Source organism: Pseudomonas sp. Pseusp21, assembly GCF_059492145.1.
Window position 1 is genome coordinate 6,061,096 of sequence record NZ_CP168520.1, and the last position, 23,480, is coordinate 6,084,575.

Below are 23,480 nucleotides of genomic sequence, written 5' to 3' on the forward strand. Positions count from 1 at the left end.
CGGGCAAACGAAGAATCCTACGAACTTCATTCTGCCAACGACTGACCGTTTACCTGTCCTGGCGCGAGTTTTCCCCCAGAAACTCCCGATACAGACGTGCCGTGTTCGACGGTTGTTCGACCATCGGCATATGGCCGACGCCGTCCCAGACATCGACCCGCAGATTGCTGATGCCTTTGCTCCATACCGGCACGCTGCTGACGTCGATCAGCCGGTCCTTGCGGCCCCAGAGCAACAGCGCCGGGCATTTGATGTCCGGCAGTTTCGGTTCCATCGGCGGGCTGGCGCGAAAGTCCCGGAAAATCTCTTCCAGTTCGTCGCGGCATTGTTCGTAGCGCTGGGCGATCGCGTCGAGCACCAGGCCGGGCACCCACGGTGGCGACGCCATGGTCATGGCATAGAAGCGTCGGAATTCTTCCCGGGAATTGATCAGAAACGGATTGTGCCCACGGGCGAGGTGGCGCTCCATGTCGCTGGGCTCGGGCGCGGTGACGCCGGCCGGGTCGATCAGCGCCACCGAAGCAATGCGATCCGGGTAGGTGGCCGCCAGCCACGCGGCGATGTAGCCGCCCATGGAGTTGCCGATCACGTGGACTTTCTCGACGCCGCAGACGTCGAGCAACTGGATCATGCGTTTGGCCTGCACCGGAATGTCGTAGCCACCGCCGGCCTTGAAGCCGGTTTCACCATGACCGGCGAGGTCCGGGATGATCACCCGATACTGCCCGACAAAATGCCGGGCGAAGCGCAGCCACAGGTTTTTTTCAGCGCTGTAGCCGTGCAGCATCAAAATGCTGCTCGACGCTTCATAAGGCCCGCCTTGCCAGGTCGACACGGTCATTTCGGCAATCGGCACTTCAATCTTGTGCAACCGGTATAGCCTGGCCTCCAGGGCCGCGCTCAGATCGTAGAGCCAGTGGCCGACCGCCGGGTAACTCAACCAGCTCCAGGCCACGAAAACCGCGAGGGCGACAAACAGCAAAAGCATCGTGGGTCTTCCTTGTTCAAGACAGAATGTGGTCGGCCGGTTTCAGCGCCCGGGTCAACCGGTGGTAGCTGAAACTGAAGCCGGGGAACATCGCGATCACATGACCGCTTTTGCTTTGATACCAACTGTGGCAGCCGCCGGTTTTCCAGACCGTGCGTTCCATTTCTCGGTGAATCATCTGAGTGTAGGTACGTTCTGCTTCGGGGCGAACCTCGATGCTGCGCAGACCATTGGCCTGCAAGATGCGGATGCAGTCGAGGATGTAGTTCATCTGCGATTCGATGATGAACAGCGCCGAGGTGTGGCCGATGCCGGTGTTCGGCCCGGTGACGATAAACAGGTTGGGAAAGTCCGGCAGGCTCGTGCCGAGGTAGGCGCGCGGGTACTGCGCCCAGACATCGCGCAGTTGCACGGCGTTTTTTCCGCTGACCGGGTAGGAAATCACGCCGTCGGTGGCGTCGTAACCGGTCGACCAGACGATCAGATCGACGTCGATGTGCTGGCCATCGGTGGTGACGATGCCGGTTTCGTCGAGGCTGGCGATGCCTTGCTCGCGGCTGTGCAACGTGACGTTGGGCCGGGTCAGTGCCGGGTAGTAGGTGCTGGAGAGCAGCACCCGTTTGCAGCCGATGGTGAAGTCCGGTGTCAGTTTTTTCCGCAACTCGGGGTCAGTCACCTGGCGTTTGAGAAACTTCAGGGCGTGTCGCTGCACCATGTGAATCGCCGGTTTCGAGTATTTGAAGGCGATGACCCGGGTTTCGAATTTCCAGTAGATCATCCAGCGCAGCAGTTTGTAGGCCGGTTTCAGACCCAGCAGCCAGCGCTGGAATCGCCCGAACGTACGATCAGCCCGGGGCAGCACCCAATGCGCTGTGCGCTGAAACACATGCAATTGGGCGACCTTCGGTGCAATGGCCGGAATCACCTGTGCCGCACTGGCACCGCTGCCGACAATCGCCACGCGTTTACCGTGATAGTCGTAGCTGTGATCCCAATTGTTTGTATGAAAGGTCTTGCCCTGAAAGCGATCCTGGCCGGGAAAGTGTGGGATAACCGGCTGGCTCAGCGGCCCGGTGGCATTGATCAGGAACTGCGCATAAAAAATGCCTTTGGTTCCGGTGTATACGGCCCAGCGTTTGTCGTTGTCGTTCCATTCGACGCGCTCGACATTGGCCTCCAGTTCTACCCGATCACCGAGGCCGAAGCGCTCCACCACATGGTCGGTGTAGCGGTGCAGTTCAGCCTGTTCGGCGAACATCTGGGTCCAGCGGTAAGGCGCAAACGACAGCGAATACAGCGGCGACGGCACATCCACTGCTGCGCCGGGGTAGGTGTTCTGGCACCAGGTGCCGCCGAAGAAGTCGCGGCGCTCCAGCAAGCGAAAGTCGTCGATACCGGCCTTGAGCAGGTTGACCGCCGCGCACTGGCCGCCAAAACCGCTGCCGATGATCAACACTTGATAGGTCTGCATGGGCCTCCTTTTTAGAGTCTTTTTTCCATTTTCTTCCTTTCATGTATAGCCAATCATTTGCTCGCCGTGTGGTGCTGATGACGGGGTATTCGGCCCGCTGGCCGGTGATGGCTATTTGACGTTGCCCTGATAGACTCCCAATACATCGGGTCTGCGGTCTGCGCAGTGCCGTCGAGTGGTCGAGGCCCCTATGGGAAGAACGGGAGGAAAGGGACTTTCACTGGCCAGGAGGCTCTATACATCGCGAATCCTCGGGCTGGTTCTGGGGCTTTTGTGCGTGAGCGTCGCGATGTATCCACTCGATCCGCCGGCCTGGGTCTGGGCGGTGATGCTGTTCAACGGCCTGGTCTGGCCGCACCTCGCGTATCAATGGGCGCGCCGGGCGAAGGTTCCGTACCACGCCGAACACCGTAATTTGTTGATCGACGCCTTTCTCGGTGGCTTCTGGGTCGCCGCCATGCACTTCAATCCCTTGCCCAGTGCCACGACCATTTCGATGATGGCGATGAACAACGTCGCTATCGGTGGTGCTCGTTTTCTATTGGCCGGAGCGGCGGCGCAGTTGCTCGGCGTCGGCGTCGGGCTGGTGGTGTTTGCCCCCGCGCTCGTCCCGATGACCACGCCGGCACAGCTCTATGCCTGTCTGCCGTTGTTGATGCTGTATCCGCTGGCGCTGGGCTGGATCTGCTTTCGCCAGGCCTACACCCTCGGCTTGCATAAACGCGAATTGCTGGCCCTGAGCCGCACCGACAGCCTCACCGGTCTGCTCAATCACGGCGCCTGGAAGGATCAACTGGAAGTCGAGTTTCAACGCTGCAAACGCCAGCAGAGCGGTGCGGCGATTGCGCTGATCGACATCGACCATTTCAAGGCGATCAACGACACCTACGGCCATGTGGCTGGCGATATCGTCCTGCGCCAGCTGAGCAAGATGCTCAAGCAGAACCTGCGCTTGGCCGATGTGGCGGGGCGCTACGGCGGTGACGAGTTTTGCGTGATCCTGCCGGACTTGCCGCTGTTCAATGCGGTGCAGGCGATGGAGGCCTTGCGTGAGCGTTTTTCCTTTCTGGTGTACGAACAGAACCCGGCGCTGAAAGTCAGCCTGAGCATCGGTCTGGCGGCACTCGATCCGGCCCAAGGCGACGCGACACGCTGGCTCGATGACGCCGACCAGGCGCTGTACGAAGCCAAGGCTGGCGGGCGTAACCGGGTGATTTGCTGCAGCGACGACAAGCCGCGGCGCGAGGTATTCGATTCGGTTTGAACGGATCGGGTGTCGCATCCGGGATGGAGCCTTGGGGCGATGTCAGGTACGGTTCAGTACCCGACACGAAACAAGGATTGATTCATGACGTTCAATTTCCGTCGTTCTCTGCTGGCCGGTCTGTCCCTCACTTTTGCAGCCTCCGGTGTCTTTGCCGAACCGCACAAACAAGTGCTGGCCGATGCCGAGCAATACAAGCCAGAAGCCCTGAAATTGCTCGAGCGCCTGGTCAATATCGACTCCGGTTCCGGCTATGAACCGGGGCTCAAGCAAGTCAGCGAAATCGCCATCGACGAGCTGAAAAAGCTCGGCGCCACCATCGAGCTGGTGCCCAATACGCCGGAAAAAACCAACCACGTGCTCGCCACGCTCAAAGGCACCGGCAAGGCGAAAATCCTGCTGATGGCGCACATGGACACGGTGTTCAAGGAAGGCTCCGCCGCCGAGCGACCGTTTCACATCAAGGACGGCCGCGCCTACGGGCCGGGTGTGATGGACGACAAGGGCGGGATCGTCGCCGGCATCTACGCGCTGAAAATTCTGAAGAACCTCGACTTCAAGGACTACGCGCAAATCACCTTCCTGCTCGATGCCAGCGAAGAAACCGGCTCGGACGTCGCCACCGACCTGATCAAGAAAACCGCCAAACTTCACGACGTCACCCTCAACCTCGAACCGGGCCGCCCGGCCGATGGCCTGGTGGTGTGGCGCAAGGGCAGCGCAACCGCTCTGGTCGAAGTCAAGGGCAAGGCGGCCCACGCCGGCGTCGCGCCGGAACTGGGGCGCAACGCGGCGATGGAGGCGGCGCACCAGATTCTGCAACTGGGCAAGCTGGGCGACGAGGCCAGGAAAACCACCATCAACTTCACCGTGCTCAAGGCCGGTGATCGCACCAACGTGATCCCGGATCAGGCCACGGCCAAGGCTGACGTGCGGGCGGCGGTGCCGGAAGAATTTGACCGGATCGAGAAGGATCTGGCGCGGGTGTCGCAGGACAAGTTGATCCCCGATACCGAAGTGAAGACCTCGCTGCAACGCGGCTTGCCACCGATGCCGCAGACGGCGGAGTCGGATCGTTTGATGGCGATGGCGCAAGGGATTTACGGCGAAATCGGCCGCAAGTTGACCGAAGAAGGCAGCGGCGGGGCGGCGGATGCGAGCCTGTCGGCCGGAGTGGGGACGCCGACGCTGGACGGGTTCGGGATTGTCGGCGGCAACATTCATACGCCGGAGGAATACGCGGAGGTGGAGAGTGTGGCGCCGCGGATTTATCTGTTGTCGCGGATGATTATGGAGTTGGCGAAACGGTAACAGCCGCCTGATCGTTCCCACGCTCTGCGTGGGAATGCCTCAACGGACGCTCCGCGTTCGGCTCTGGAAGGGACGCAGAGCGTCCCGGGCTGCATTCCCACGCGGAGCGTGGGAACGATCGACGATCAGGTGCACCGTTTTGTAGTCGTGCGCGATCTGGCCGACACGTTTTCCAGTCTCGACCTCAAGGGCATTTCCGATTGTGATCTGACGCGCATTACCAGCGCAGTGCATCTGCTGATACGGGAGGGCTGCGCCATTCTGAACGTGATTCAGACGCGGGCATTACAGCGGGAGGAAGGCTTCAAGACAGCGGTCTAGCGGTTTCGCGGCGGGCGCCATGCGAGTGGACTCGTGATGGCGTCGGGCCGCTCTGCCTCTTTGTAGCGTGGTGCGAGGTTACTCTTTGACGCTCATGTATTCCTTGGCCCAGAGGATGTATTCCTCAGGCTGGGTGTAGGTGTGGGTCAGTTCGGTGGCGCTCAGGTCGGAAGCCTGGGTGAAGATCTGGCGCTGTTCGCGAAGGCTGTCGTAAGTCGCTTTGATCGCCGCGAAGTAGGCACCGTGGCCGTCGATGGTCACGCGCACACCCAGTTCGGCCAAGCGTTTGTCGTCGCGCAGCGCCGGGTTGCCGTAGGTCACCAGCATCAGCGGGACGGTCAGGTGTTCGGCGATCTGCTCGAGCTGGTCGAAGTCCTGGATACCCACCATGCAGATACCGTCGGCACCGGCGGCCTGGTACTGCTTGGTGCGGCTGATGATTTCCTGGTTCGGCAGGATGCCGGCGTTGGTCCGGGCGATGATCGCCATTTCCGAATCGACCCGGGCTTCCAGTGCCGCGCGGATCTTGCCGACGCCTTCTGCGACGGTGATCAGGTCGGTGGATTTGCGGCCGAATTGTGCTGGCAGCAGGGTGTCTTCGATGGTCAGCGCGGCGACGCCAGCGCGTTCCAGTTCAACGATGGTGCGCATCACGTTGAGCGCATTGCCGTAGCCGTGGTCGGCGTCGGCGATCACCGGCAATTGGGCGACGCGGCCGATGCGCGTGGCCTGCTCAGCGAATTCGCTGAGGGTGATCAGGGCAAAGTCCGGAGCGCCCAGCACCTGCAACGAGGCGACCGAGCCGCCGAGAATCCCTACTTCAAAACCCAGGTCAGCGGCGATGCGGGCGGACATCGGATCGAACACCGAGGCGGTGTGATAGCAGGTGTCGGAAGCCAGCAGCTGACGGAAGTTACGGCGCAAATCTTGATGAGAAAGCCTGGTCATACGAGTTCCACCAATACAAAGGAATGGAAAGGCTTGAGCAAAGGTGTCAACGCCGAAGGTGAAAAGGCTATCACGCCAATGGGTCAAGGATCATGACGAATTAACGAGGAAGTTAACCAGGAAAAACCTGTTCAGGCGCTTTCTCTCCAGGAATCTGAGCTCAGGCCGCCACCGCCTGCTGCTGTCGATTGGGCAACGGCACCGCCCGCACCGAGTTGCCCGGTTGCAATTGCAGGCGTTTGGCGGTCAGGCGGTCGATCACCAGACTACTGCCGACCCGGCGTCCCGCCGCCACGGTGATGCGGCAGTTTTCCAGGCGCCGATTGTGGATCAGCCACAGCGGCGCCTGATCGTCCGGCGTGCCGATGCTCAGGGTCAGTTCCAGGCTGTCGCGCACCGTACGGATGTTGCGGATCGGCGCCTCGATCACCGGGCCGCCGTCAAATATGTCGATATAGCCTTTATGGGCAAAACCCTCGGCCTGGAGGATTTTCAGCGCCGGCTCGGTGTTCGGGTGGGCCTGGCCGATCACGGCCTGGGCCTGTTCGGTGAGCAGGCAGGTGTATAGCGGCTGGCGCGGCATCAGTTCGGCGATGAAGGCCTTGTTGCCGAGCCCGGACAAGTGGTCGGCGTGGCTGAAGTCCATCTGGAAGAAGTGCCGGCCCAGACTGTCCCAGAACGGCGAACGGCCTTGTTCGTCGGCACTGCCGCGCAGTTCGGCGATCATTTTTTCGCCGAACAGGTGCGGGAATTCGGCAACAAACAGCAAACGCCCCAGCGACAGCAGACGTCCATTGCTGCCGTGGCGCTGGTCGTGGCGCAGGAACAGCGAGCACAGTTCCGATTGGCCGGTCAGTTCATTGTTGAGGAACAGCGTCGGAATCTGCCGCTGAATACCCAGGTCCGGCGCCGAACTGACGGTCAGCCCGACCCGATAGTTGTACCACGGCTCGCGCAGGCCGACGGCCCCGGCCAGGGCGCTGACGCCGACCACGCGCTGTTCGTCGTCTTCAAGCACGAACAGGTAATCGGCATCGGCCCGCTCGACCTGTTCGGCGAACGCCCGTTGTGCCCAGCGCACCCGGTGGGCCAGGCGATCTTCGTTGGCGGGCAGGGTGGTGAACCCCGGCCCGGCCTGTTGCACCAGCGTCATCAACGCTGGCAGGTCGCTGACTTGGACCGGACGGACAATCATGCTGCAACTCCTTTTGCGCGCCTGCTCGGGCACTGTCGTTGGGTAGGGGCGCGGTTCACAGGGCGATTACCCGGATCGTACCGCCAGTGCGGACGTTGAGCGCCGCGCACAGGGCCGGGTCAAGCGCCAGGGGCTGACCGGGCTGGAAATCCAGCTCGGCGACCACCGCCCGAAAGCCATGCAGCGCCTCATTGCTCACCAGATAGCGACCGCGGGCATCAATCAGGGATTGCTCCTGAACCGTGGCGGTCTGGCTCTGCGCGATCGACCGGATGTTGGCGGTACGTGCATACAAGGTCGGGCCGGCATCGAACAGGTCGATGTAGCTGTTGGTTTCGAAACCTTCGCGCTCGAGGATGTCGAAGGCTTCCTGACCGTCCGGGTGGATGCGGCCGATGCAGTCCTGCGCCGCTTGCGGCAGCATTGGTACGTAGATCGGGTATTGCGGCATCAGCTCGGCGAGAAACGTACGGCTCTGCAAGCCGCACAGGCGCTCGGCCTCGACGTAGGGCAGGTCGAAGAAATGTTTGCCCAGCGCATCCCAGAACGGTGAATGCCCTTGCTCGTCGCTGTAACCGACGATTTCGGTGATCACCGCTTCAGCAAATCGAGGCGCGTGGCCGGCGATGAACAGCAGCCGTGCCCGCGACAGCAATTCGGAAAACGGCGTGCGCACCAGTGCCGCGTCGATGTGGAAACCGCGCAGCAGCGTATGCCCGCTCAGGTCGTGACACAGCGACAGCGCCGGCACGCCGTGCTCGATATTCAGCTCCCGCGAGGCGCTGGTGAAGTGGCGGTTGCGCAGACTGTAGAACGGCTCGTTGAAACCTGCGGTGGCGAGAATTTCCGAACAGCCAACCAGTTGGCGGCTGCCCAGGTCTTCCAGTACGAAGAAGTAATTTTCCGGGCCCTGGGCCTCAGCATCGCTGTCGAACGAGGCGCAGGACGCGGCGATTTTCTCGCCCAGGCGCTCGCTGTCGTCCGGCAGGGACGTGACGCCCACCAGACTGTCGCGCGCCAATTGTTGCAATTGAGGCAGGTCGTTTGGCTCGACTGGACGTAAGACCAGCATGGATGCACTCCTGTATCAAAAGGTTCGGCCCATTCGCCGAACCTGACTATCACTGTCGGTTTCCACGCGTTAAAGCGGCGGTCGCCTGATTTGTTGTCAGACGCCGCTCTTTTTCTTGTCAGCCATTGCTCGGGTCAGGCAGCGCGGTACTGGCGCCGAGCTTGTTCAGGAAGAACAGGTACACCAGACCCAGTGCGATCCAGATCAGGCCGAGTTTTTGTGCATCGACGCCCATGTTGTACATGATGGCCGCGACGATGATGAAGCCGATCACCGGGCAGATCAGGTGACGGATCACCTGGCCGGATTTCTGCCGGCGCCAGTAGTAATTGATCACGGTCAGGTGCAGCAGCATGAAGCCGCTCAGGGCGCCGAAGTTGACCAGCGAAGTCAGGGTGTCCACCGAATTGATGAACAGGTAGCAGATCACCAGCGACAGCACGGCCACCAGATAAATGCTCAGGTACGGCGTGTTGTGTTTCGGGTGCACCTTGGCCAGCACTTTCGGCAACTTGCCGTCGCGGGCCATGCCGAACAGCAGGCGCGAGACCGCCGCTTGCGAAGTGATTGCCACCGCCACGCCCCAGGCCAGGGCCGTGGCCACGCCGGTCAAGGTCGCGAGCCAGCTGCCGGCAGCGATTTCGGCGATTTCATAGAACGCAGTGTCGGCGGACTTGAAGCCCATGCCCGCTGCCAGATCGGTAGCGATCCAGGTTTGCGCGACGAAAATCAGACCCATCACCACCAGCGTGATCAACGCCGCTTTGCCGACGCTGCGGCCCGGATCGCCCTTGATCTCCTCGGCGAGGGTGGAGATCGCATCGAAGCCGAGGAACGACAGCACCGCAATCGACACCGCTTGCATCAGCAGGGCGAAGTTGAAGGTTTCCGGGTGATACAGCGGCGCGAGGGTCAACTGGCCGTTGCCGCCACCGTTGTGCAGGGCGTTCCAGGCGTAGAACAGGAAAATCCCCAGTACCACCAGTTGCGCCAGCAGAAACAGGATGTTCATGCGAGCAGTGAAGGTGATGCCGCGCAGGTTGACGAAGGTCGCGCTGACCAGGAACGCCAGAATGAAGCCGACTTTCGGGATGTCCGGGTACAGATGGTTGAGCGCCATCGCCGCGTAGACGTAAAGCAGCGGCGGAATCAGCAGGTAATCGAGCAGCATCAGCCAGCCGGCGATGAAGCCGACGTGTTGATTCAGACCCCGTTGCGCGTAGGAATACACCGATCCGGCAATCGGAAAGGCTCGGGCCATGCTGCCGTAGCTGAGCGCGGTGAAAACCATCGCCACCATGCCGATGATGTACGCCAGAGGCACCATCCCCGGTGCCTCGGCGTTGACGTAGCCATACACGCCGAACGGGGCGATGGGGATCATGAAGATCATCCCGTACACCACCAGGTCGGTCAGTGTCAGGCTACGTTTCAACTCCTGTTTGTAGCCGAACTCTTCTATTTCCATGAAGCGCAACTCCTTGTCAGCCAATCGGTCGTTTTAGTTGTTATATCGGTCCGTCGTTTACAGCATCAGCAGTGGTTACAACATTTTTTACAGCAGTGGTGCCAGATAATTCGCCCAGCGAGAAACCGCTTCCGGGCTGCGCAGCAGGTCGTTGCGCACTTCGATCAACACCGAATCGAGGCCCCGGGCGTCGCCGTGCACCGGCACGGTCATGTCGCCCAGCGGGTCGATCTTGTACGGCTGGTTGCCGGCGACTTTCAGCGGGTGTCGTTCCAGACCGTCGAGCATCCGTTGGGCATAGGCCCGGGCCTGACCGAACAGTACGCCGACTTCCAGCTCGCGCGGCTGGCCGTAATACACCGGGGTGAAACTGTGAATCCCTACCACCCGCACCGGTCGACCTTCGGCCAGACGTGCATCGATCAGTTGTTGCAGGCGCGTGTGAAACGGCTTGAACAGGCACTGGCGCCGGTATTCGCGGGTGGCCTCGTCGAGCTCGCGGTTGCCCGGCACCTGGTAGATCTCGCTCTGCGCCGGGATGCTGTCGGGCGCATGCCGGGGGCGATTGAGGTCGATCAGCAGGCGCGAATAATTGGCGCTCAGCAGCGTCGCACCCAGTCGCTCCGACAGTTGCTCGGCCAGCGCCAGGGCTCCAATGTCCCAGGCGATGTGTTCGCGCGCGGCCGTGTCATCCAGGCCCAGGTTGTTCAGGGCCTCGGGGATGTAGCGGCTGGCGTGTTCGCACACCAGAATCAGCGGGTGCGTCGAATCTTCACGGCTCAGGTTGTAGACCGGTCGGGTGTACAACCCAAGCTCAACGGATTCAGTACAGGCGTGCATAGTGCTCACAAAGATCAGCGGGCGAGAGCTGTTCCGTCAGCGCCAGTTCCTCGGTTTTAAGGGCGAAAAAAGTATCGAGCAACGCGCTTGGCAGCGCTTCGACCAGCGCTTCACTGCGACGCAGGCAATCCAGTGCCTGGGCCAGGGAGGCGGGCAGGGCAACGATGCCCCGGGCCTTGCGTTGTTCGTCGTTGAGTGAATCGGGGATTTCATCGGTGATCGCGTTCAGCGCCAGACGCTGCTCGATGCCCAGGCGTCCGGCGATCAGCAGCGCAGCCATTGCCAGATGCGGTGAGGCGGTGGCGTCCATGGCGCGGAATTCCAGGTTGTATTGCCTCGCCACGGGCTTGTTGCCCACGCTCACGGTCGGGCAGATGCGCAGCGCCGCTTCGCGATTCTGCTGGCCCAGACAGGCGTAGGACGCGCTCCAGTGATGCGGTTGCAAACGCTCATACGACACCGGCGTCGGTGCAGTGAACGCGCACAGTGCCGGCAAGTAATGCAGCACACCCGCCGCCCAATGCTGGCCGAGGGTCGACAGGCCATTGCTGGTGCCGGCGTCGTAGAACATCGGCTGACCGGCCAGATCGAGCAGGCTGACGTGCAGGTGCACGCCATTGCACACCGCGTCGGCAGCGGTCTTCGGCGCAAAGCTCAGATCCAGGCCCATCTGCCGGGCGATTTCGCGGGTGATCTCGCGCACGTTGACCGCGCGATCGGCTGCCGCCACGCCGAGGGTCGGGCGGCAGGTGATTTCGTATTGGTGCTTGCCGTATTCGGGCAGGAACATTTCCGGCTCGACGCCACCGGCGCGCAACGCGCTGAGCAGCCAGCCGCCGAATTCGGCGCCCTGGCGCTGGGCTTCGAGCGAGAACGCCAGATGTTCGGCAAACCCGGCGTGCAGGTTGAATTCGTGTTCGAACGCGGCGTTGACCTGCAAGCCGAGCTCATCGCGGTAGCGCTCGACCTCGTTGCGCAACAGCGTGCGCGGGCAGGCCGCCCATGGCCGGCCATCGGTCTCGCGGATGTCGCCGTGGATGAAATCCAGCGCTGGCGCTGCAGCGTCCGGACCGTTGCCGACGGTGACGCGGCTGGCCAGATCGGGAATCAGCCGCAGGTCGCCATAAGCGCCCCACGGACTGGTCGAAGCGATGATGTCCTGCGGCGTCAGCGCGCTGTTGGCCGGCACCCAGCCACAACCGGCGGCCTGATAGTGCTCCAGCTCATCGGTGGGAAACGAACGGCCACGGGTGACGCCGATCAGGTCGGTGGTGACGATGGTGGTCATCGGCAACGGCGACAGGCGCTCGCTCATGGCTGCATCTCCTGCAACCGGCCGAGCACGGTGTCGGTGTCGGTGATCCAGCAGTAGCCCTTGATCGCGTTCAGGCAGGCGTCGTGGCGTGCTTCGGTCCAGGTCGCGCAGGCGTCCGCCACCAGGGTGACGAGGTAGCCACGGTCGGCGGCGTCGCGCACGGCCATGTCTACGCACTGGTCGGTGACGATCCCGGCGATGATCAGGTGACGGGTTTCCAGATTGCGCAGCACGTAGTCGATGTTGGTCGAGTTGAAGACCCCGGAAGAGGTCTTCGGCAGCACGATTTCGTTTTCCGCCGGGGTCAGTTCGGCGATCACCTGTGCCTGCGGGCTGCCCTTGGGCAGGTGCATGTCCGACAGCTTGTGATCCAGCGAGCGATCGCGGCCGTCGGCAGTGAGGCTTTCGATCAGGGTGTGCAGCACGTTCTGCCGAGCGTCGCGGAAGGCCTTGAGCAGGCGGACTTGATTGGGCACCACTTGCGAGCGCGTGCGGTTGAGGAAGTACGCGGCGTCCGGGCCTTCGAGGTGCGGGTCGAACTGCGGCTCGAGCCAGGCACGCTGCATGTCGACCAGCAACAGGGCGGAGTGGTCGGTGACAAACGGCAGGTCCCGTGGCGAGCGATGGGGAAGGCTGAACATCCTTATTTATCCTCCAGCAAGTGGGTGTCGAAGTCGTTGCGCAGGGCATCGATGCCTTCCAGGCGATCGGCCAGGTCCGGGCTGCGCAGGGTCAGGCAGGCAATCAGCGCTTCAACCTGAGCCAGCGCCGGGACCATCGTGTCGAACGGCGAAGCCGACTCCACCGGGGCGCTGATGATCATGTCGGCCAGTTCGCGCAGCGGTGAGGCATAGATGTCGGTGAACAGCACGACGCGAGCGTTGTTGTTTTTCGCGGCGCTGGCCACGCGCAAGGCCTGGGTCTGGTAACGGCGATAGTCGAACACCAGCACCACGTCCTGGCGTTGCAGGTCGAACAGACGATCGGGCAGTTGCGCGTTGTCTTCCAGCGCAAAGCAGCCGGGGCGCAGCAGACGCAAATGATTGAGCAGGTAAGTCGCCATCAGGCTGCTGAAGCGTCCGCCGAAGCAGTAGACCTGATGCCGGGTGTCGAGCAGCCAGTCGGCGAGAATGCGCACGTCTTCCGGCTGGGTCAGGGCCTGGGTTTCGGCCAGTAAATTGTGGCTGTGAGCCAGATAGTGACTCCAGGCGTCGTCCTTGTTCTGATGCGAGCGCGGCTGCAACAGGGTACGCGGCGAGCGCAGGCGATGGTCCATGTCGCTGAGCAGGGCGTCCTGGAAGTCGGCGTAACCACCGAAGCCGAGTTTTTTCACCAGCCGCACGATGGTCGGATCGCTGACGCCGGCATGTTCGGCCAGGCGCGCCATCGGGCCAAGTCCGTTGCGTGGATACTGATCGAGCAAGGCGCGAACGACTTTGCGCTCCGACGGCGTCAGGTCAAGGCCGGGGTCGGTGATCAGGTCTCTTAAAGGGGGCATCCGGGCTCCTGCTGGATGGGGTGTTGAATTCGCTTCACAATCCGTTAAAACAGTATTTATGTAACTGGCGCTACATGTCTAGCGAATTTTTCGGCGTTTAGACCAGGCCCCAAAATGGGGCGCAATGCCCGTAACGCAAGGGCTACACGGATGTCGATCAGTCTTGTAGTCCATTGCCCATCGTGGTGTCAGACATTGCCGCTTTCAAATGCTTAAGGCATCAATCGACTTGTCCGGAGCCTCCCGGTTTACGGCACAATTGCCGCCGCATCAGCGACTTTGTCGATGACCGTCTTGTTTTCCAGCCGAGTGACTTCCCGTGCAGACCACCCGTTTGACATTGATCTGCCATGCCAGAACCGTCGCACAAAAATTGGCGTGTTTTCCTACGAACGAACCTGTTGAAGAAACGGCGCTGGCGTCCTGCTCGCTGGCTTCGCGCTTCGACTCAGCTACGCGCCTGATTTGCGGCCCGGAACTGCGCACTCGCCAGACGGCGTCGTGGTTTGGCCATGAAGCGCAAATCGATCAGGCCCTGCGTGATTGCGACTGGGGTCGCTGGCAAGGTCAGTCAATCAAAAACTTGCAACGAAACGAACCCGAGGCGTTGCAAGTCTGGCTCGAAGATCCGCACGCCGCACCCCATGGCGGTGAGTCGGTGGCGCAGTTGCGTGAGCGGGTCGCCGCGTGGCTGGTTGCACTGCAAACCATACCGGGGCACGTGGTGGCGGTTACCCATCCGTTCGTGATTCGTGCTGCCTTGATGCAGGTCGTGCAGGGTGAGGCGTTTCACAGCCTGGATGTCGAGCCGCTGGCGGCGGTCGATCTGCGATTTGCCGGGCGCTGGCGACTACGCTTGTCCGGCATGAGCCTGGAAGGAGCAGAGTAATGAAGCGATTGCTGGTGATCGGCATCGGTGCCGGTAACCCGGACTACATCACGATGCAGGCGGTGAAGGCGCTGAATCGGGTGGACGTGTTTTTCCTGATGGACAAGGGCCAGAGCAAGGACAAGCTGATCGACCTGCGGCGAGAAATCTGCGAACGCTACATCACCGATCGTACCTACCGTTTCGCCGAAGCCCACAGCCCTGAGCGCGAGCGTGGCGATGTGGACTACAGCGCCAGCGTCGATGATCTGAACCGCGCCAAGCAGCAAACCTTCGAACGCCTGATCAATGACGAATTGTCCGACGGGCAGTGCGGCGGTTTTCTGGTGTGGGGCGATCCTGCGTTGTACGACAGCACGATTCGTATTCTGCAGGCGATTCTGGCCTCGGGGCGATGTGCGTTTGAATTCGAGGTCATTCCCGGCATCACCAGCGTTCAGGCTCTGGCGGCGCAGCACAAGGTGCCGTTGAACACCATCGGCCGCTCGATTGAGATCACCACCGGCCGACGCCTGGCGGCGGGGCAGGTGAGTGACACGGACAGTCTGGTGGTGATGCTCGACGCGGAAGATTCCTACCACCAAGTGGCAGATCAGGAGACCGAGATTTACTGGGGCGCCTACCTCGGCACGCCGGACGAAATCCTCATCCATGGCAAGCTCAGCGACGTTGCCGATGAGATAAAACGGGTGCGCAAAGCTGCGCGGGCCGAGCATGGCTGGATCATGGACACCTATCTGTTGCGCAAGCCTTGATCTCACGCCCAAAGCGCTCGCGATACACCGACGGCGGCACCCCGACCACGCTGCGAAATGCCACACGAAAGCTTTCCACCGAGCGATAACCACAGCGCAGGGCGATCTGCTCGGTGTTTTGCGGTGTGCTTTCCAGTAATTCCCGGGCTCGGGCCAGACGTTCGTGTTGCAACCAGGCCTTGGGTGACTGGCCGCTGGCTTCGCTGAATTTGCGCAGGAAGGTGCGTTCGCTCATCGCCGCTTCGCTGGCCAGATCGCGCACTTCCAGCGGTTCGTGCAGGCGCTCGCGGGCCCACTGCATCACGCGCGACAGATCGCTGCGCGGCGTCGGGCTGACCGGGGTGGGAATGAATTGCGCCTGACCGCCGGTGCGCTGCGGCGACATCACCAGTCGTCGGGCCACCGAGTTGGCGATCTGGGTGCCGAAGTCCCGTGCCACCAGGTGCAGGCAGGCGTCGATCCCGGCCGCGCTGCCGGCCGAAGTAATCAATTGGCCGGAATCCACGTAAAGCACATCCGGATCGACATCGATGGCCGGAAAGCGCTCGGCCAGCTCCGAGGTGTAGCGCCAGTGAGTGGTGGCGCCGTGACCGTCGAGCAGGCCGCTGGCCGCCAGAACAAACACGCCTGAGCAGATCGACAGCAACCGGGCGCCGCGTGAATGGGCATCACGCAATGCTTCAAGCAAGGCTTCCGGCACCGGCGCATTTCGGTCGCGCCAGCCGGGAATGATGATGGTCCGCGCATCCGCCAACAATTCCAGACCACCGTCCGCCAGCACCTGAATCCCGCCCATCGCGCGCATCGGCCCTTGATCGACCGCCGCAATGCAGTGCGCGTACCAAGGGAAATCGAACTCCGGCCGGGCCAGGCCAAAGATCTCCACGGCGATGCCGAACTCGAATGTGCAGAGGCCGTCGTAGGCCAGAATCGCGACCAATCCAGGTGAATCAGGCATTTGGCGGAAAATTCCCGGTGAGTGTCTTGTGCGCCACTGTAGCGGCAAGCGGCGCCTCGATAAAGTCTGTTCATCCCCACAGACAAAGGAGTGATTCAACATGCCCAGCCTGGTTCGCGAGATTCCTGCAGCGCCTTCGGCCATTGCCCTGATGCATTTCAGCAACCGTCTGACCTTCGAAACCGATTGTTCCGATGTCTTCAGCAGCCAGCAGGCCGGCGAAGTCGACTTTGTGCTGGTGGACGTGCGCGGGCCGCTGGCCTTCGAGCGTGGACATGTGCCAGGGGCGATCAACATTCCCGGGCGTTTGCTGACAGCGGAGGGGCTGGTGGACTACCCAAAAAACACGCTTTTCGTGGTTTATTGTGCCGGTCCCCACTGCAATGGCGCCAACAAGGCCGCGGTGAAGCTGGCGGCGTTGGGTTATCCGGTCAAAGAGATGATCGGCGGGGTGACCGGGTGGCTGGATGAAGGCTTTCAGTTGAGTGTTGCGACACCACGCGTCGCCACCGCGCCGATCGCCTGCGATTGCTGATCGCCGGAGGGTTGCCGCTTCGGCGGCAGCTTTTGTCGGCTTTGTCCTACAACCCTTTGCACCGCTCTGGCGCACACTTTTCCCACGTGATGGCACTCGCCGATTTTCTGTAAGTATTTGTCGCTTAAAAACAATTTGCCCCGTGCGCGCCGCCATAGACTGCCGGCCACTTCGGTTTTTTTGCGCTGTACAGCCCAAGGCCGAACCTGACAATCGAAAGCTGCCAATAAAAGCCTCCGCACACGGGAGTAATAAATGAAAAAGCTGGTTATGTTCGGTGCCCTGGCACTGTCGATGTTGTCCCTGACCGCCGTGGCCGAAGACGCCAAGCCGATCCGTATCGGTATCGAAGCCGGTTACCCGCCATTCTCGATGAAAACCCCTGACGGCAAACTGGCCGGTTTCGACGTGGACATCGGCGATGCGCTGTGTGAGCAGATGCAAGTCAAATGCACCTGGGTCGAGCAAGAGTTCGACGGCCTGATCCCCGCGCTGAAAGTGAAGAAGATCGACGCGATCCTGTCCTCGATGACCATCACTGACGACCGCAAGAAAAACGTCGATTTCACCATCAAGTACTACCACACCCCGGCGCGCTTCGTGATGAAGGCAGGCTCCGGCGTGAAAGACCCGCTGGTTGAGCTCAAAGGCAAGAAAGTCGGCGTGCTGCGTGCCAGTACCCACGACCGTTACGCCACCGAAGTGCTGGTGCCGGCCGGGATCGAGCTGGTGCGTTACGGCTCGCAGCAGGAAGCCAACCTGGACATGGTGTCCGGTCGTATCGACGCGATGCTGGCCGACTCGGTCAACCTGAGCGACGGTTTCCTGAAAACCGACGCCGGCAAAGGCTTCGAATTCGTCGGCCCGACCTACGAAGACGCCAAGTACTTCGGCGGTGGCGCCGGTATTGCGGTGCGTAAAGGCGATACCGAGCTGGCGGAGAAATTCAACGCCGCCATCAACGAAATCCGCGCCAACGGCAAGTACAAGCAAGTGCAGGACAAGTACTTCGACTTTGACGTGTACGGCCATTAATACGCCGTAGAAAAAAGTGGCCCCGTTGACGCGGTGGCCACTTTTTTTTCGCCCGTGATTTATCCTGTCAGCACATTTTCAATGCAGTCATTGCCCCGGCAACGACCACAGAATTCCCGGAGTTCCCCATGCAACGCATCGACCATCTTCTGCCCTGGAGCCACCTGGGCAGCGAACGTTCCCTGAGCGTGTTCCGTTACGGCGCCGGCCCGCGCAAGGTCTACATCCAGGCCAGCCTGCACGCCGATGAACTGCCGGGCATGCGCACCGCGTGGGAACTGAAAAAACGCCTGGCCGAGCTGGAGAGCAACGGCCAGTTGCAAGGCGTGATCGAACTGGTGCCAGTGGCCAACCCGATCGGTCTCGATCAGCACCTGCAAGGCAGCCACATGGGGCGTTTCGAGCTGGGCAGCGGCAAGAACTTCAACCGCTCCTTCGTGGAACTCAGTGCGCCGGTGGCCGAGCGCATCGGGCATCAGTTGGGCAGTGATGCGGAAGCCAACATCGCGCTGATCCGCCAGACCATGGGGCAGGTACTCGACGAACTGCCGGCCCCGGCATCGCAACTGGAAGCGCTGCACCGCCAGTTGCTGCGCCACGCCTGCGAAGCCGATATCACCCTCGATCTGCATTGCGATTTCGACGCGGCGATTCATATCTACGCCTTGCCGCAACACTGGCCACAGTGGAAATCCCTCGCCGCACGCCTGAAGGCTGGCGTGGCGCTGTTGTGTGAAGACTCCGGCGGCAGTTCGTTCGATGAATCCTGCTCGTCGCCGTGGTTGCGCCTGGCCCGGGCCTTCCCGAACGCGGCGATTCCGCCGGCCAACCTCGCCACCACCCTGGAACTGGGCAGCATGGGCGACACCCGCGTCGATCAGGCTCAGGCCAATTGCGAGGCGATCCTGGGCTTTCTCGCCGAGCAGGGTTTCATCAGCGGCGAATGGCCGAAAGCGCCGGACGAATGCTGCGAAGGCATGCCGTTCGAAGGCACCGAATACCTGTTCGCCCCGCACCACGGCGTGGTGAGTTTCCTGCGCGATGCCGGTGAGTGGGTCGAGCGTGGCGGTGCGCTGTTCGAAGTGGTCGATCCGCTGAACGACCGCGTGACCACCGTTCGCGCCGGCACCAGCGGCGTGTTGTTCGCCATCGATCGCGGACGCTACACCCAGCCGGGGATCTGGCAGGCGAAAGTGGCGGGGCGTGAGCCGATTCGAGTCGGGAAGCTGATCAACGACTGACACCCCATCCTCCGGATCACAGTGTTAGGCTCTGCCCCGAACCCTGCACTGTGTGAAGGAAGGCTTATGTTGAAGGTGTTTGCGCTGTTGACGCTGCTGGCGTCCACTGCCGTTCAGGCTCAGACCTCGCTGCAAAACGATCTGCCGCTCAACTACCTGGCCCAGGTGCACCCGGACGCTGAACAGCGTCCGCTGGTGATTTTCCTGCATGGCTATGGCAGCAATGAAGCAGACTTGATCGGTATGAAATTTCAACTGCCCCAGCAGTACAACTACCTGTCGGTGCAGGCACCGATGGCGTTGGGAGAAGGGCGTTTCCAGTGGTTTCGCAAGAAAGGCGAAGGTGCCTACAACGGCGAGACTGATGATCTGAAGGCCAGCAGCCAGAAACTGCGAGCCTTTATCGCCGCTGCGGCGCAGAAATATCACGCGCAACCGGAGAAGGTGTACCTGATCGGTTTCAGCCAGGGCGCGATGATGACCTACGAGGTCGGGTTGCGGCAGCCTGCGGCGGTGGGTGGCATCGCGGCGTTGAGCGGGCGGGTGTTGCCGGTGCTCAAGAGCGAGCTGAAGTCGGAGCAACAGCATCCGCCGCTGGAAATCTTCATCGGCCACGGCACGGCGGATGACCGGGTGCCGTACAGCGGTGGCACCGAAGCCGATGCGTTGTTGCAGAAGCTGTCGTACAAAACGCAATTTCATGCCTATCCCGGCGTCGGCCACAGCATCAGCGCGGCCGAGCTTCGGGATTTGAACGACTGGTTGCAGCAACTCAACCCGTGAAGATCATTTTTCCTTGAGGATGGTTTTCACCAGCGCCTCGTGACCGCTCTTGTCGCTGGCCCGGGAAATCACCTGGACCAGCGCCATGCGCGTGCCGGAACCGGCCAGCAACGTGGTGTTGAGGGTCTGGCCGCCGCCCTGGGTGGCGGTGCTGTCGACTTGGCGCAGGCCCAGGCCGTTGCCTTTCTGGGTCAGGCTCTTTTCGCTGAGCTTGTTGAAGTCCGGCAGGGCCTTGCGCTGGGCGTCGATGAAGTCGGACACCGTGCCGTCGAGGAACGCACTGTCGTTGTCCTTGACGTTGTTGCCTTCGGGAATCTGGTTTTCGGCGGCGATGACCACGGTCTTTGTCGTCTGGTTGGTGTACATCGTGCCTTTGGCACCGGTCGGGCCGGCGGGCAGAGGGTCGGCGACAAAGCCCTTGGGAAGGACAAAACTGAATTTGCCGTCGAGCATCGAGACCTTCTCGGTGACAGCCTTCTCTTTGGCCTTGGCCGCTTGAGCATTGATGGCGCCGAAACCGGCCACCGCCGCCAACAACAGGACGGCGGCTTTCTTGCAAAGCAATGACATTCGAATCTCCGAGGGATGGGTCGCGCTTGGGCGGCGATCATCCCATGGAGGGTGCCTGGCACTCCAGCGCGGTTTGTCCGGTCGGGTTCAGTTCGGCGATGGCGCCGGCGTCGGTTTGGCCAACAGCTGCCGAGTGACGCCCAGCATCGCCACCGAAACGGCCACGGCCACCACGAAACCACCGAAACCCAGATTGGGAACCGTCAGAGCCAGCACCAGACAAAACGCCGAAAACGAATACATCCCCGTCGCCGTCGCCTGCAACAACGCGGCGGTAAACGTCGGGCCACGGGTCTGCTGGGAGAACACCGCCATCACGCTGCCCAACACCGGGAACACCGCGAGCAGACCGCTCCAGCGTTCGCCGACGGTGCTGGCCAGCATTGTCACCACCAGCGTTAGCGCGGCCCCGGCGATCATCCGCCAGACCAGCTTGTCCGACTTCGGCGCCGGGCCGCTGACCACCGGTTGCACCTTGGGGAACAGGTACGGCGCGGCAAGAAGGGCTGTTGCAGCGGCGGCAATCGAGAAAGGCAACGAGGCCGGAATCAGCGACAGAATCAGCGCCAGCACGGCCCAGACCGATAAAGAAACTATCAATGCCAGCGGCCAGTTCGCCCGCTGCGCCACCTGCGCATAAGTGACACAAAACGCGATCATCGCAAACATGGCCGACAGCGCCGCGACCGCCGATTGCGCGGCAAACGCCGGCCCTTGCTCGATGGCGAGGAAAAACAGGATCGGCCCGACCACCACCGGCAATCCCGACAGCCACCCGGCGACGCTGGGGCCCCAGCGCTTGCCCGCGAGGGAAATCAGCAGCAGGAAACCGGGAATCAGCAGCAGTTTGAGGATCAGCACGCAGGTGTCTCCGTCGGGTCAATGAGGGCCACGTTAGCATTGTGGTTCACGGATTGCTGCATATGCATGCAAAACATGTATACAAAAACATGGGTGCGATTGCCGACTATGCTTTGGGTATCAGGGTTTACCGGAGTCGATGCCGCAATGAGCAGTACACCGAAGTTGTTGCGTGGATGCTGCGGGATCGGCTTGTGGGCCTTGTTGCTGACACCCACCTGGGCCAGTTGGCAAGACGTGGTGCCCGGTGCGCAAATCATTGGCACCGGCGATTTCAGCATTTTCGGTTTCGACGTTTACAACGCCCGGTTGTGGAGCGCCGCGCGTCCATTGGCCGATGGTCAGCCCTTCGCCCTGGAGCTGATCTACCGGCGCAGCGTGTCCCGCGAAGATTTGGTCAAGGCCAGCGTCGACGAGATCAAACGCCTGGCAGGCGCCTCCATCAGTCCTGCGCAACTGGCGGTGTGGCAGGCCCAGATGCAGCAATCGTTCGTCGACGTGCAGGCCGGCACGCGGATCACGGGGGTGTATCTGCCGGGGCAGGGCGCGCGGTTCTTTGTTGGCCAACAGTTGCAGCACGAAATCAACGACCCGTTGTTCGCCCAGGCTTTTTTCAACATCTGGCTGGATCCACGCACACGCAATCCCGAACTGCGCCGGCAATTGCTGGGTACTGCCCAACCCTGAACGCAGCACATCGGCGCTTGGGCCTGCCGACTGAAACGTCTAAGCTGCGCCTTTCGACTTGTTTCTGGATGTGTTTGTGAAGTTCAGCTTGCCCAAAATCGCCACGGCGCCGTTCTGCCCGCCGGAAGTGGCCGGAAGTGTCCCGGTCGATCCCAACGCCTCGTTCTTCAAACGCGTGCTGCGCTTTGCCGGCCCCGGTTTGCTGGTGTCGATCGGCTACATGGATCCGGGCAACTGGGCCACCGCCATCGAGGCCGGTTCGCGTTTCGGTTACAGCTTGCTGTTCGTGGTGTTGCTGGCGAGTCTGGCGGGCATGGTCGTGCAATGCCTGTGCTCGCGGCTGGGCATCGCCACCGGGCGCGATCTGGCGCAGCTTTCCCGCGAACGCTACAGCACTCCGACGGCGCGGCTGCAATGGGTGCTGGCGGAAATCTCGATCATCGCCACTGACCTGGCAGAAGTGCTTGGTTGCGCACTGGCGTTTCACTTGTTGCTGGGTTGTTCGCTGACGTTCGGCATCGCGCTGACCGCATTCGATACGCTGCTGGTGTTGGCCCTGCAAAACCGCGGTTTCCGCCGGCTGGAGGCGATCATGCTGGTGCTGGTGGGCACCATCGGCGCGTGTTTCTTCGTCGAGCTGCTGCTGATCAAACCGTACTGGCCGGACGTCGCCCAAGGCTTCAAACCCTCACTGTCGGCGATCAGCGATGCCGCGCCGTTGTACCTGGCCATCGGCATCCTCGGTGCCACGGTGATGCCGCACAACCTGTACCTGCACACCTCGATCGTGCAGACACGGCTGATCGGCAAGGATCTGGCCAGCAAGCAGGACGCGGTGAAACTGGCGCGCATCGACACCATCGGTTCACTGGCGCTGGCGTTATTGGTCAACGCGGCGATCCTGATTCTCGCGGCGGCAGCCTTTCATCAGTCCGGGCACACCGACGTGGTCGACATCCAGGACGCCTATCACTTGCTCGATCCGCTGGTGGGCGGCGCGCTGGCCAGTGTGCTGTTCGGCGTGGCGCTGCTGGCTTCGGGGCAGAGTTCGACCTTCACCGGCACCATCGCCGGGCAAGTGATCATGGAAGGCTATCTGAAACTGCGAATCCCTTGCTGGCAGCGACGCCTGATTACCCGTGGGCTGGCGCTGATTCCGGCGTTCATCGGCGTGTGGCTGATGGGCGACGGCGCGGTGGGCAAGTTGCTGGTGCTGAGCCAGGTAGTGCTGAGCCTGCAATTGCCGTTTGCGCTGTATCCGCTGATTCGCATGACCAACGACAAACGGCTGATGGGGCCGTTTGTGAACCGGTTGCCGACCAAGGTTCTCGCGTGGGGATTGTTTGTGGTGATCAGCGGGGCGAATGCCTGGTTGATTCTGCAACTGGCCGCGTAGCCGGTGTGATCGGCCCGACACTCCGCGCTCCAATGGGACGCAGAGCGTCCCGGGCTGCATTCCCACGCGGAGCGTGGGA

23 protein-coding genes and 1 pseudogene are annotated in these 23,480 nt (G+C 61.7%); 11 read left to right on the plus strand and 13 right to left on the minus strand.

The window, feature by feature from the left end; genetic code table 11:
- Positions 1-49: 49 nt before the first annotated feature.
- A complete protein-coding gene (locus ACEN93_RS27550; protein ID WP_039767801.1) occupies positions 50-988 on the minus strand; it encodes an alpha/beta fold hydrolase in 939 nt (312 codons plus the stop codon).
- 16 nt (positions 989-1,004) lie between these two features.
- Positions 1,005-2,459 carry a flavin-containing monooxygenase gene (locus ACEN93_RS27555; RefSeq protein WP_495610759.1) on the minus strand — a complete coding sequence of 485 codons (1,455 nt, stop codon included), beginning with the start codon at positions 2,457-2,459 and terminating at the stop codon, positions 1,005-1,007.
- 190 nt (positions 2,460-2,649) lie between these two features.
- Here ACEN93_RS27555 and ACEN93_RS27560 point away from each other — a divergent pair, with 190 nt between their 5' ends.
- From ACEN93_RS27560 to ACEN93_RS27570, 3 genes and pseudogenes are all read left to right on the plus strand, one after another.
- Positions 2,650-3,723, plus strand: a complete 1,074-nt coding sequence (locus ACEN93_RS27560) for a diguanylate cyclase (protein ID WP_039767803.1) — start codon at positions 2,650-2,652, stop codon at positions 3,721-3,723.
- An 84-nt stretch (positions 3,724-3,807) separates the two neighbouring features.
- Positions 3,808-5,034: a M20/M25/M40 family metallo-hydrolase gene (locus ACEN93_RS27565; protein ID WP_210709554.1), complete on the plus strand. Its 1,227-nt coding sequence runs from the start codon at positions 3,808-3,810 to the stop codon at positions 5,032-5,034.
- A 129-nt stretch (positions 5,035-5,163) separates the two neighbouring features.
- Positions 5,164-5,355 (plus strand): annotated as a pseudogene (locus ACEN93_RS27570) (hypothetical protein); the annotation flags it as partial.
- A 78-nt stretch (positions 5,356-5,433) separates the two neighbouring features.
- Here the strand turns inward: ACEN93_RS27570 and ACEN93_RS27575 are convergent.
- From ACEN93_RS27575 to ACEN93_RS27610, 8 genes are all read right to left on the minus strand, one after another.
- Complete coding sequence (locus ACEN93_RS27575) at positions 5,434-6,303, minus strand: isocitrate lyase/PEP mutase family protein (protein WP_007956238.1); 870 nt, start codon at positions 6,301-6,303, stop codon at positions 5,434-5,436.
- Between the two features lie 160 nt (positions 6,304-6,463).
- Entirely contained in the window at positions 6,464-7,498 is a 1,035-nt protein-coding gene (astA, locus tag ACEN93_RS27580; RefSeq protein WP_495610760.1) for an arginine N-succinyltransferase, read from the minus strand.
- A gap of 55 nt (positions 7,499-7,553) precedes the next feature.
- The gene (locus ACEN93_RS27585; RefSeq protein WP_039767807.1) at positions 7,554-8,570 is read right to left on the minus strand and encodes an arginine N-succinyltransferase; all 1,017 of its coding nucleotides are present in this window, start codon (positions 8,568-8,570) and stop codon (positions 7,554-7,556) included.
- A gap of 118 nt (positions 8,571-8,688) precedes the next feature.
- The gene (locus tag ACEN93_RS27590; RefSeq protein ID WP_414881175.1) at positions 8,689-10,038 is read right to left on the minus strand and encodes an APC family permease; all 1,350 of its coding nucleotides are present in this window, start codon (positions 10,036-10,038) and stop codon (positions 8,689-8,691) included.
- Between the two features lie 87 nt (positions 10,039-10,125).
- Positions 10,126-10,878 (minus strand): N-formylglutamate amidohydrolase, encoded by a 753-nt coding sequence (locus tag ACEN93_RS27595; protein ID WP_074687781.1) that lies wholly within the window; start codon positions 10,876-10,878, stop codon positions 10,126-10,128.
- Entirely contained in the window at positions 10,862-12,193 is a 1,332-nt protein-coding gene (locus ACEN93_RS27600; protein ID WP_163974621.1) for a glutamine synthetase family protein, read from the minus strand. The genes ACEN93_RS27595 and ACEN93_RS27600 overlap by 17 nt, the downstream gene beginning before the upstream one ends.
- Complete coding sequence (locus ACEN93_RS27605; RefSeq protein ID WP_495610761.1) at positions 12,190-12,834, minus strand: cysteine hydrolase family protein; 645 nt, start codon at positions 12,832-12,834, stop codon at positions 12,190-12,192. Before ACEN93_RS27605 ends, ACEN93_RS27600 begins: the two co-directional genes overlap by 4 nt.
- 2 nt (positions 12,835-12,836) lie before the next feature.
- Positions 12,837-13,691, minus strand: a complete 855-nt coding sequence (locus ACEN93_RS27610) for a MurR/RpiR family transcriptional regulator (protein WP_163974623.1) — start codon at positions 13,689-13,691, stop codon at positions 12,837-12,839.
- Positions 13,692-14,010: 319 nt separating this feature from the next.
- On the opposite strand from ACEN93_RS27610, the gene ACEN93_RS27615 reads away from it, so the two are divergent.
- Both ACEN93_RS27615 and cobF read left to right on the plus strand, forming a co-directional pair.
- Positions 14,011-14,580, plus strand: a complete 570-nt coding sequence (locus tag ACEN93_RS27615; protein ID WP_495610762.1) for a histidine phosphatase family protein — start codon at positions 14,011-14,013, stop codon at positions 14,578-14,580.
- Positions 14,580-15,335, plus strand: coding sequence for a precorrin-6A synthase (deacetylating) (cobF, locus tag ACEN93_RS27620; RefSeq protein ID WP_495610763.1), 756 nt, complete (start codon positions 14,580-14,582; stop codon positions 15,333-15,335). Before ACEN93_RS27615 ends, cobF begins: the two co-directional genes overlap by 1 nt.
- Here cobF and ftrA read toward each other — a convergent pair.
- Positions 15,304-16,293: a transcriptional regulator FtrA gene (gene ftrA, locus ACEN93_RS27625; protein WP_103387113.1), complete on the minus strand. Its 990-nt coding sequence runs from the start codon at positions 16,291-16,293 to the stop codon at positions 15,304-15,306. The genes cobF and ftrA overlap by 32 nt on opposite strands.
- A 100-nt stretch (positions 16,294-16,393) precedes the next feature.
- Here ftrA and ACEN93_RS27630 point away from each other — a divergent pair, with 100 nt between their 5' ends.
- From ACEN93_RS27630 to ACEN93_RS27645, 4 genes are all read left to right on the plus strand, one after another.
- Entirely contained in the window at positions 16,394-16,828 is a 435-nt protein-coding gene (locus ACEN93_RS27630) for a rhodanese-like domain-containing protein (protein ID WP_039767816.1), read from the plus strand.
- Between the two features lie 255 nt (positions 16,829-17,083).
- A complete protein-coding gene (locus ACEN93_RS27635) occupies positions 17,084-17,863 on the plus strand; it encodes an ABC transporter substrate-binding protein (RefSeq protein ID WP_495610764.1) in 780 nt (259 codons plus the stop codon).
- Positions 17,864-17,991: 128 nt separating this feature from the next.
- Positions 17,992-19,104, plus strand: coding sequence for a succinylglutamate desuccinylase/aspartoacylase family protein (locus ACEN93_RS27640; RefSeq protein ID WP_495610765.1), 1,113 nt, complete (start codon positions 17,992-17,994; stop codon positions 19,102-19,104).
- Between the two features lie 66 nt (positions 19,105-19,170).
- Positions 19,171-19,887: an alpha/beta hydrolase gene (locus tag ACEN93_RS27645; RefSeq protein ID WP_103387115.1), complete on the plus strand. Its 717-nt coding sequence runs from the start codon at positions 19,171-19,173 to the stop codon at positions 19,885-19,887.
- 3 nt (positions 19,888-19,890) lie between these two features.
- Here the strand turns inward: ACEN93_RS27645 and ACEN93_RS27650 are convergent, their stop codons facing one another.
- On the minus strand, positions 19,891-20,457 hold the full coding sequence (locus ACEN93_RS27650) for a DcrB/PsbP domain-containing protein (protein ID WP_064595309.1): 567 nt from the start codon (positions 20,455-20,457) through the stop codon (positions 19,891-19,893).
- Between the two features lie 87 nt (positions 20,458-20,544).
- The gene (locus ACEN93_RS27655; RefSeq protein ID WP_103387116.1) at positions 20,545-21,318 is read right to left on the minus strand and encodes a hypothetical protein; all 774 of its coding nucleotides are present in this window, start codon (positions 21,316-21,318) and stop codon (positions 20,545-20,547) included.
- Between the two features lie 147 nt (positions 21,319-21,465).
- On the opposite strand from ACEN93_RS27655, the gene ACEN93_RS27660 reads away from it, so the two are divergent.
- Both ACEN93_RS27660 and ACEN93_RS27665 read left to right on the plus strand, forming a co-directional pair.
- A complete protein-coding gene (locus ACEN93_RS27660) occupies positions 21,466-22,005 on the plus strand; it encodes a chalcone isomerase family protein (RefSeq protein WP_039767821.1) in 540 nt (179 codons plus the stop codon).
- Between the two features lie 76 nt (positions 22,006-22,081).
- Positions 22,082-23,401, plus strand: coding sequence for an Nramp family divalent metal transporter (locus ACEN93_RS27665; RefSeq protein WP_103387129.1), 1,320 nt, complete (start codon positions 22,082-22,084; stop codon positions 23,399-23,401).
- Positions 23,402-23,480: the final 79 nt, after the last annotated feature.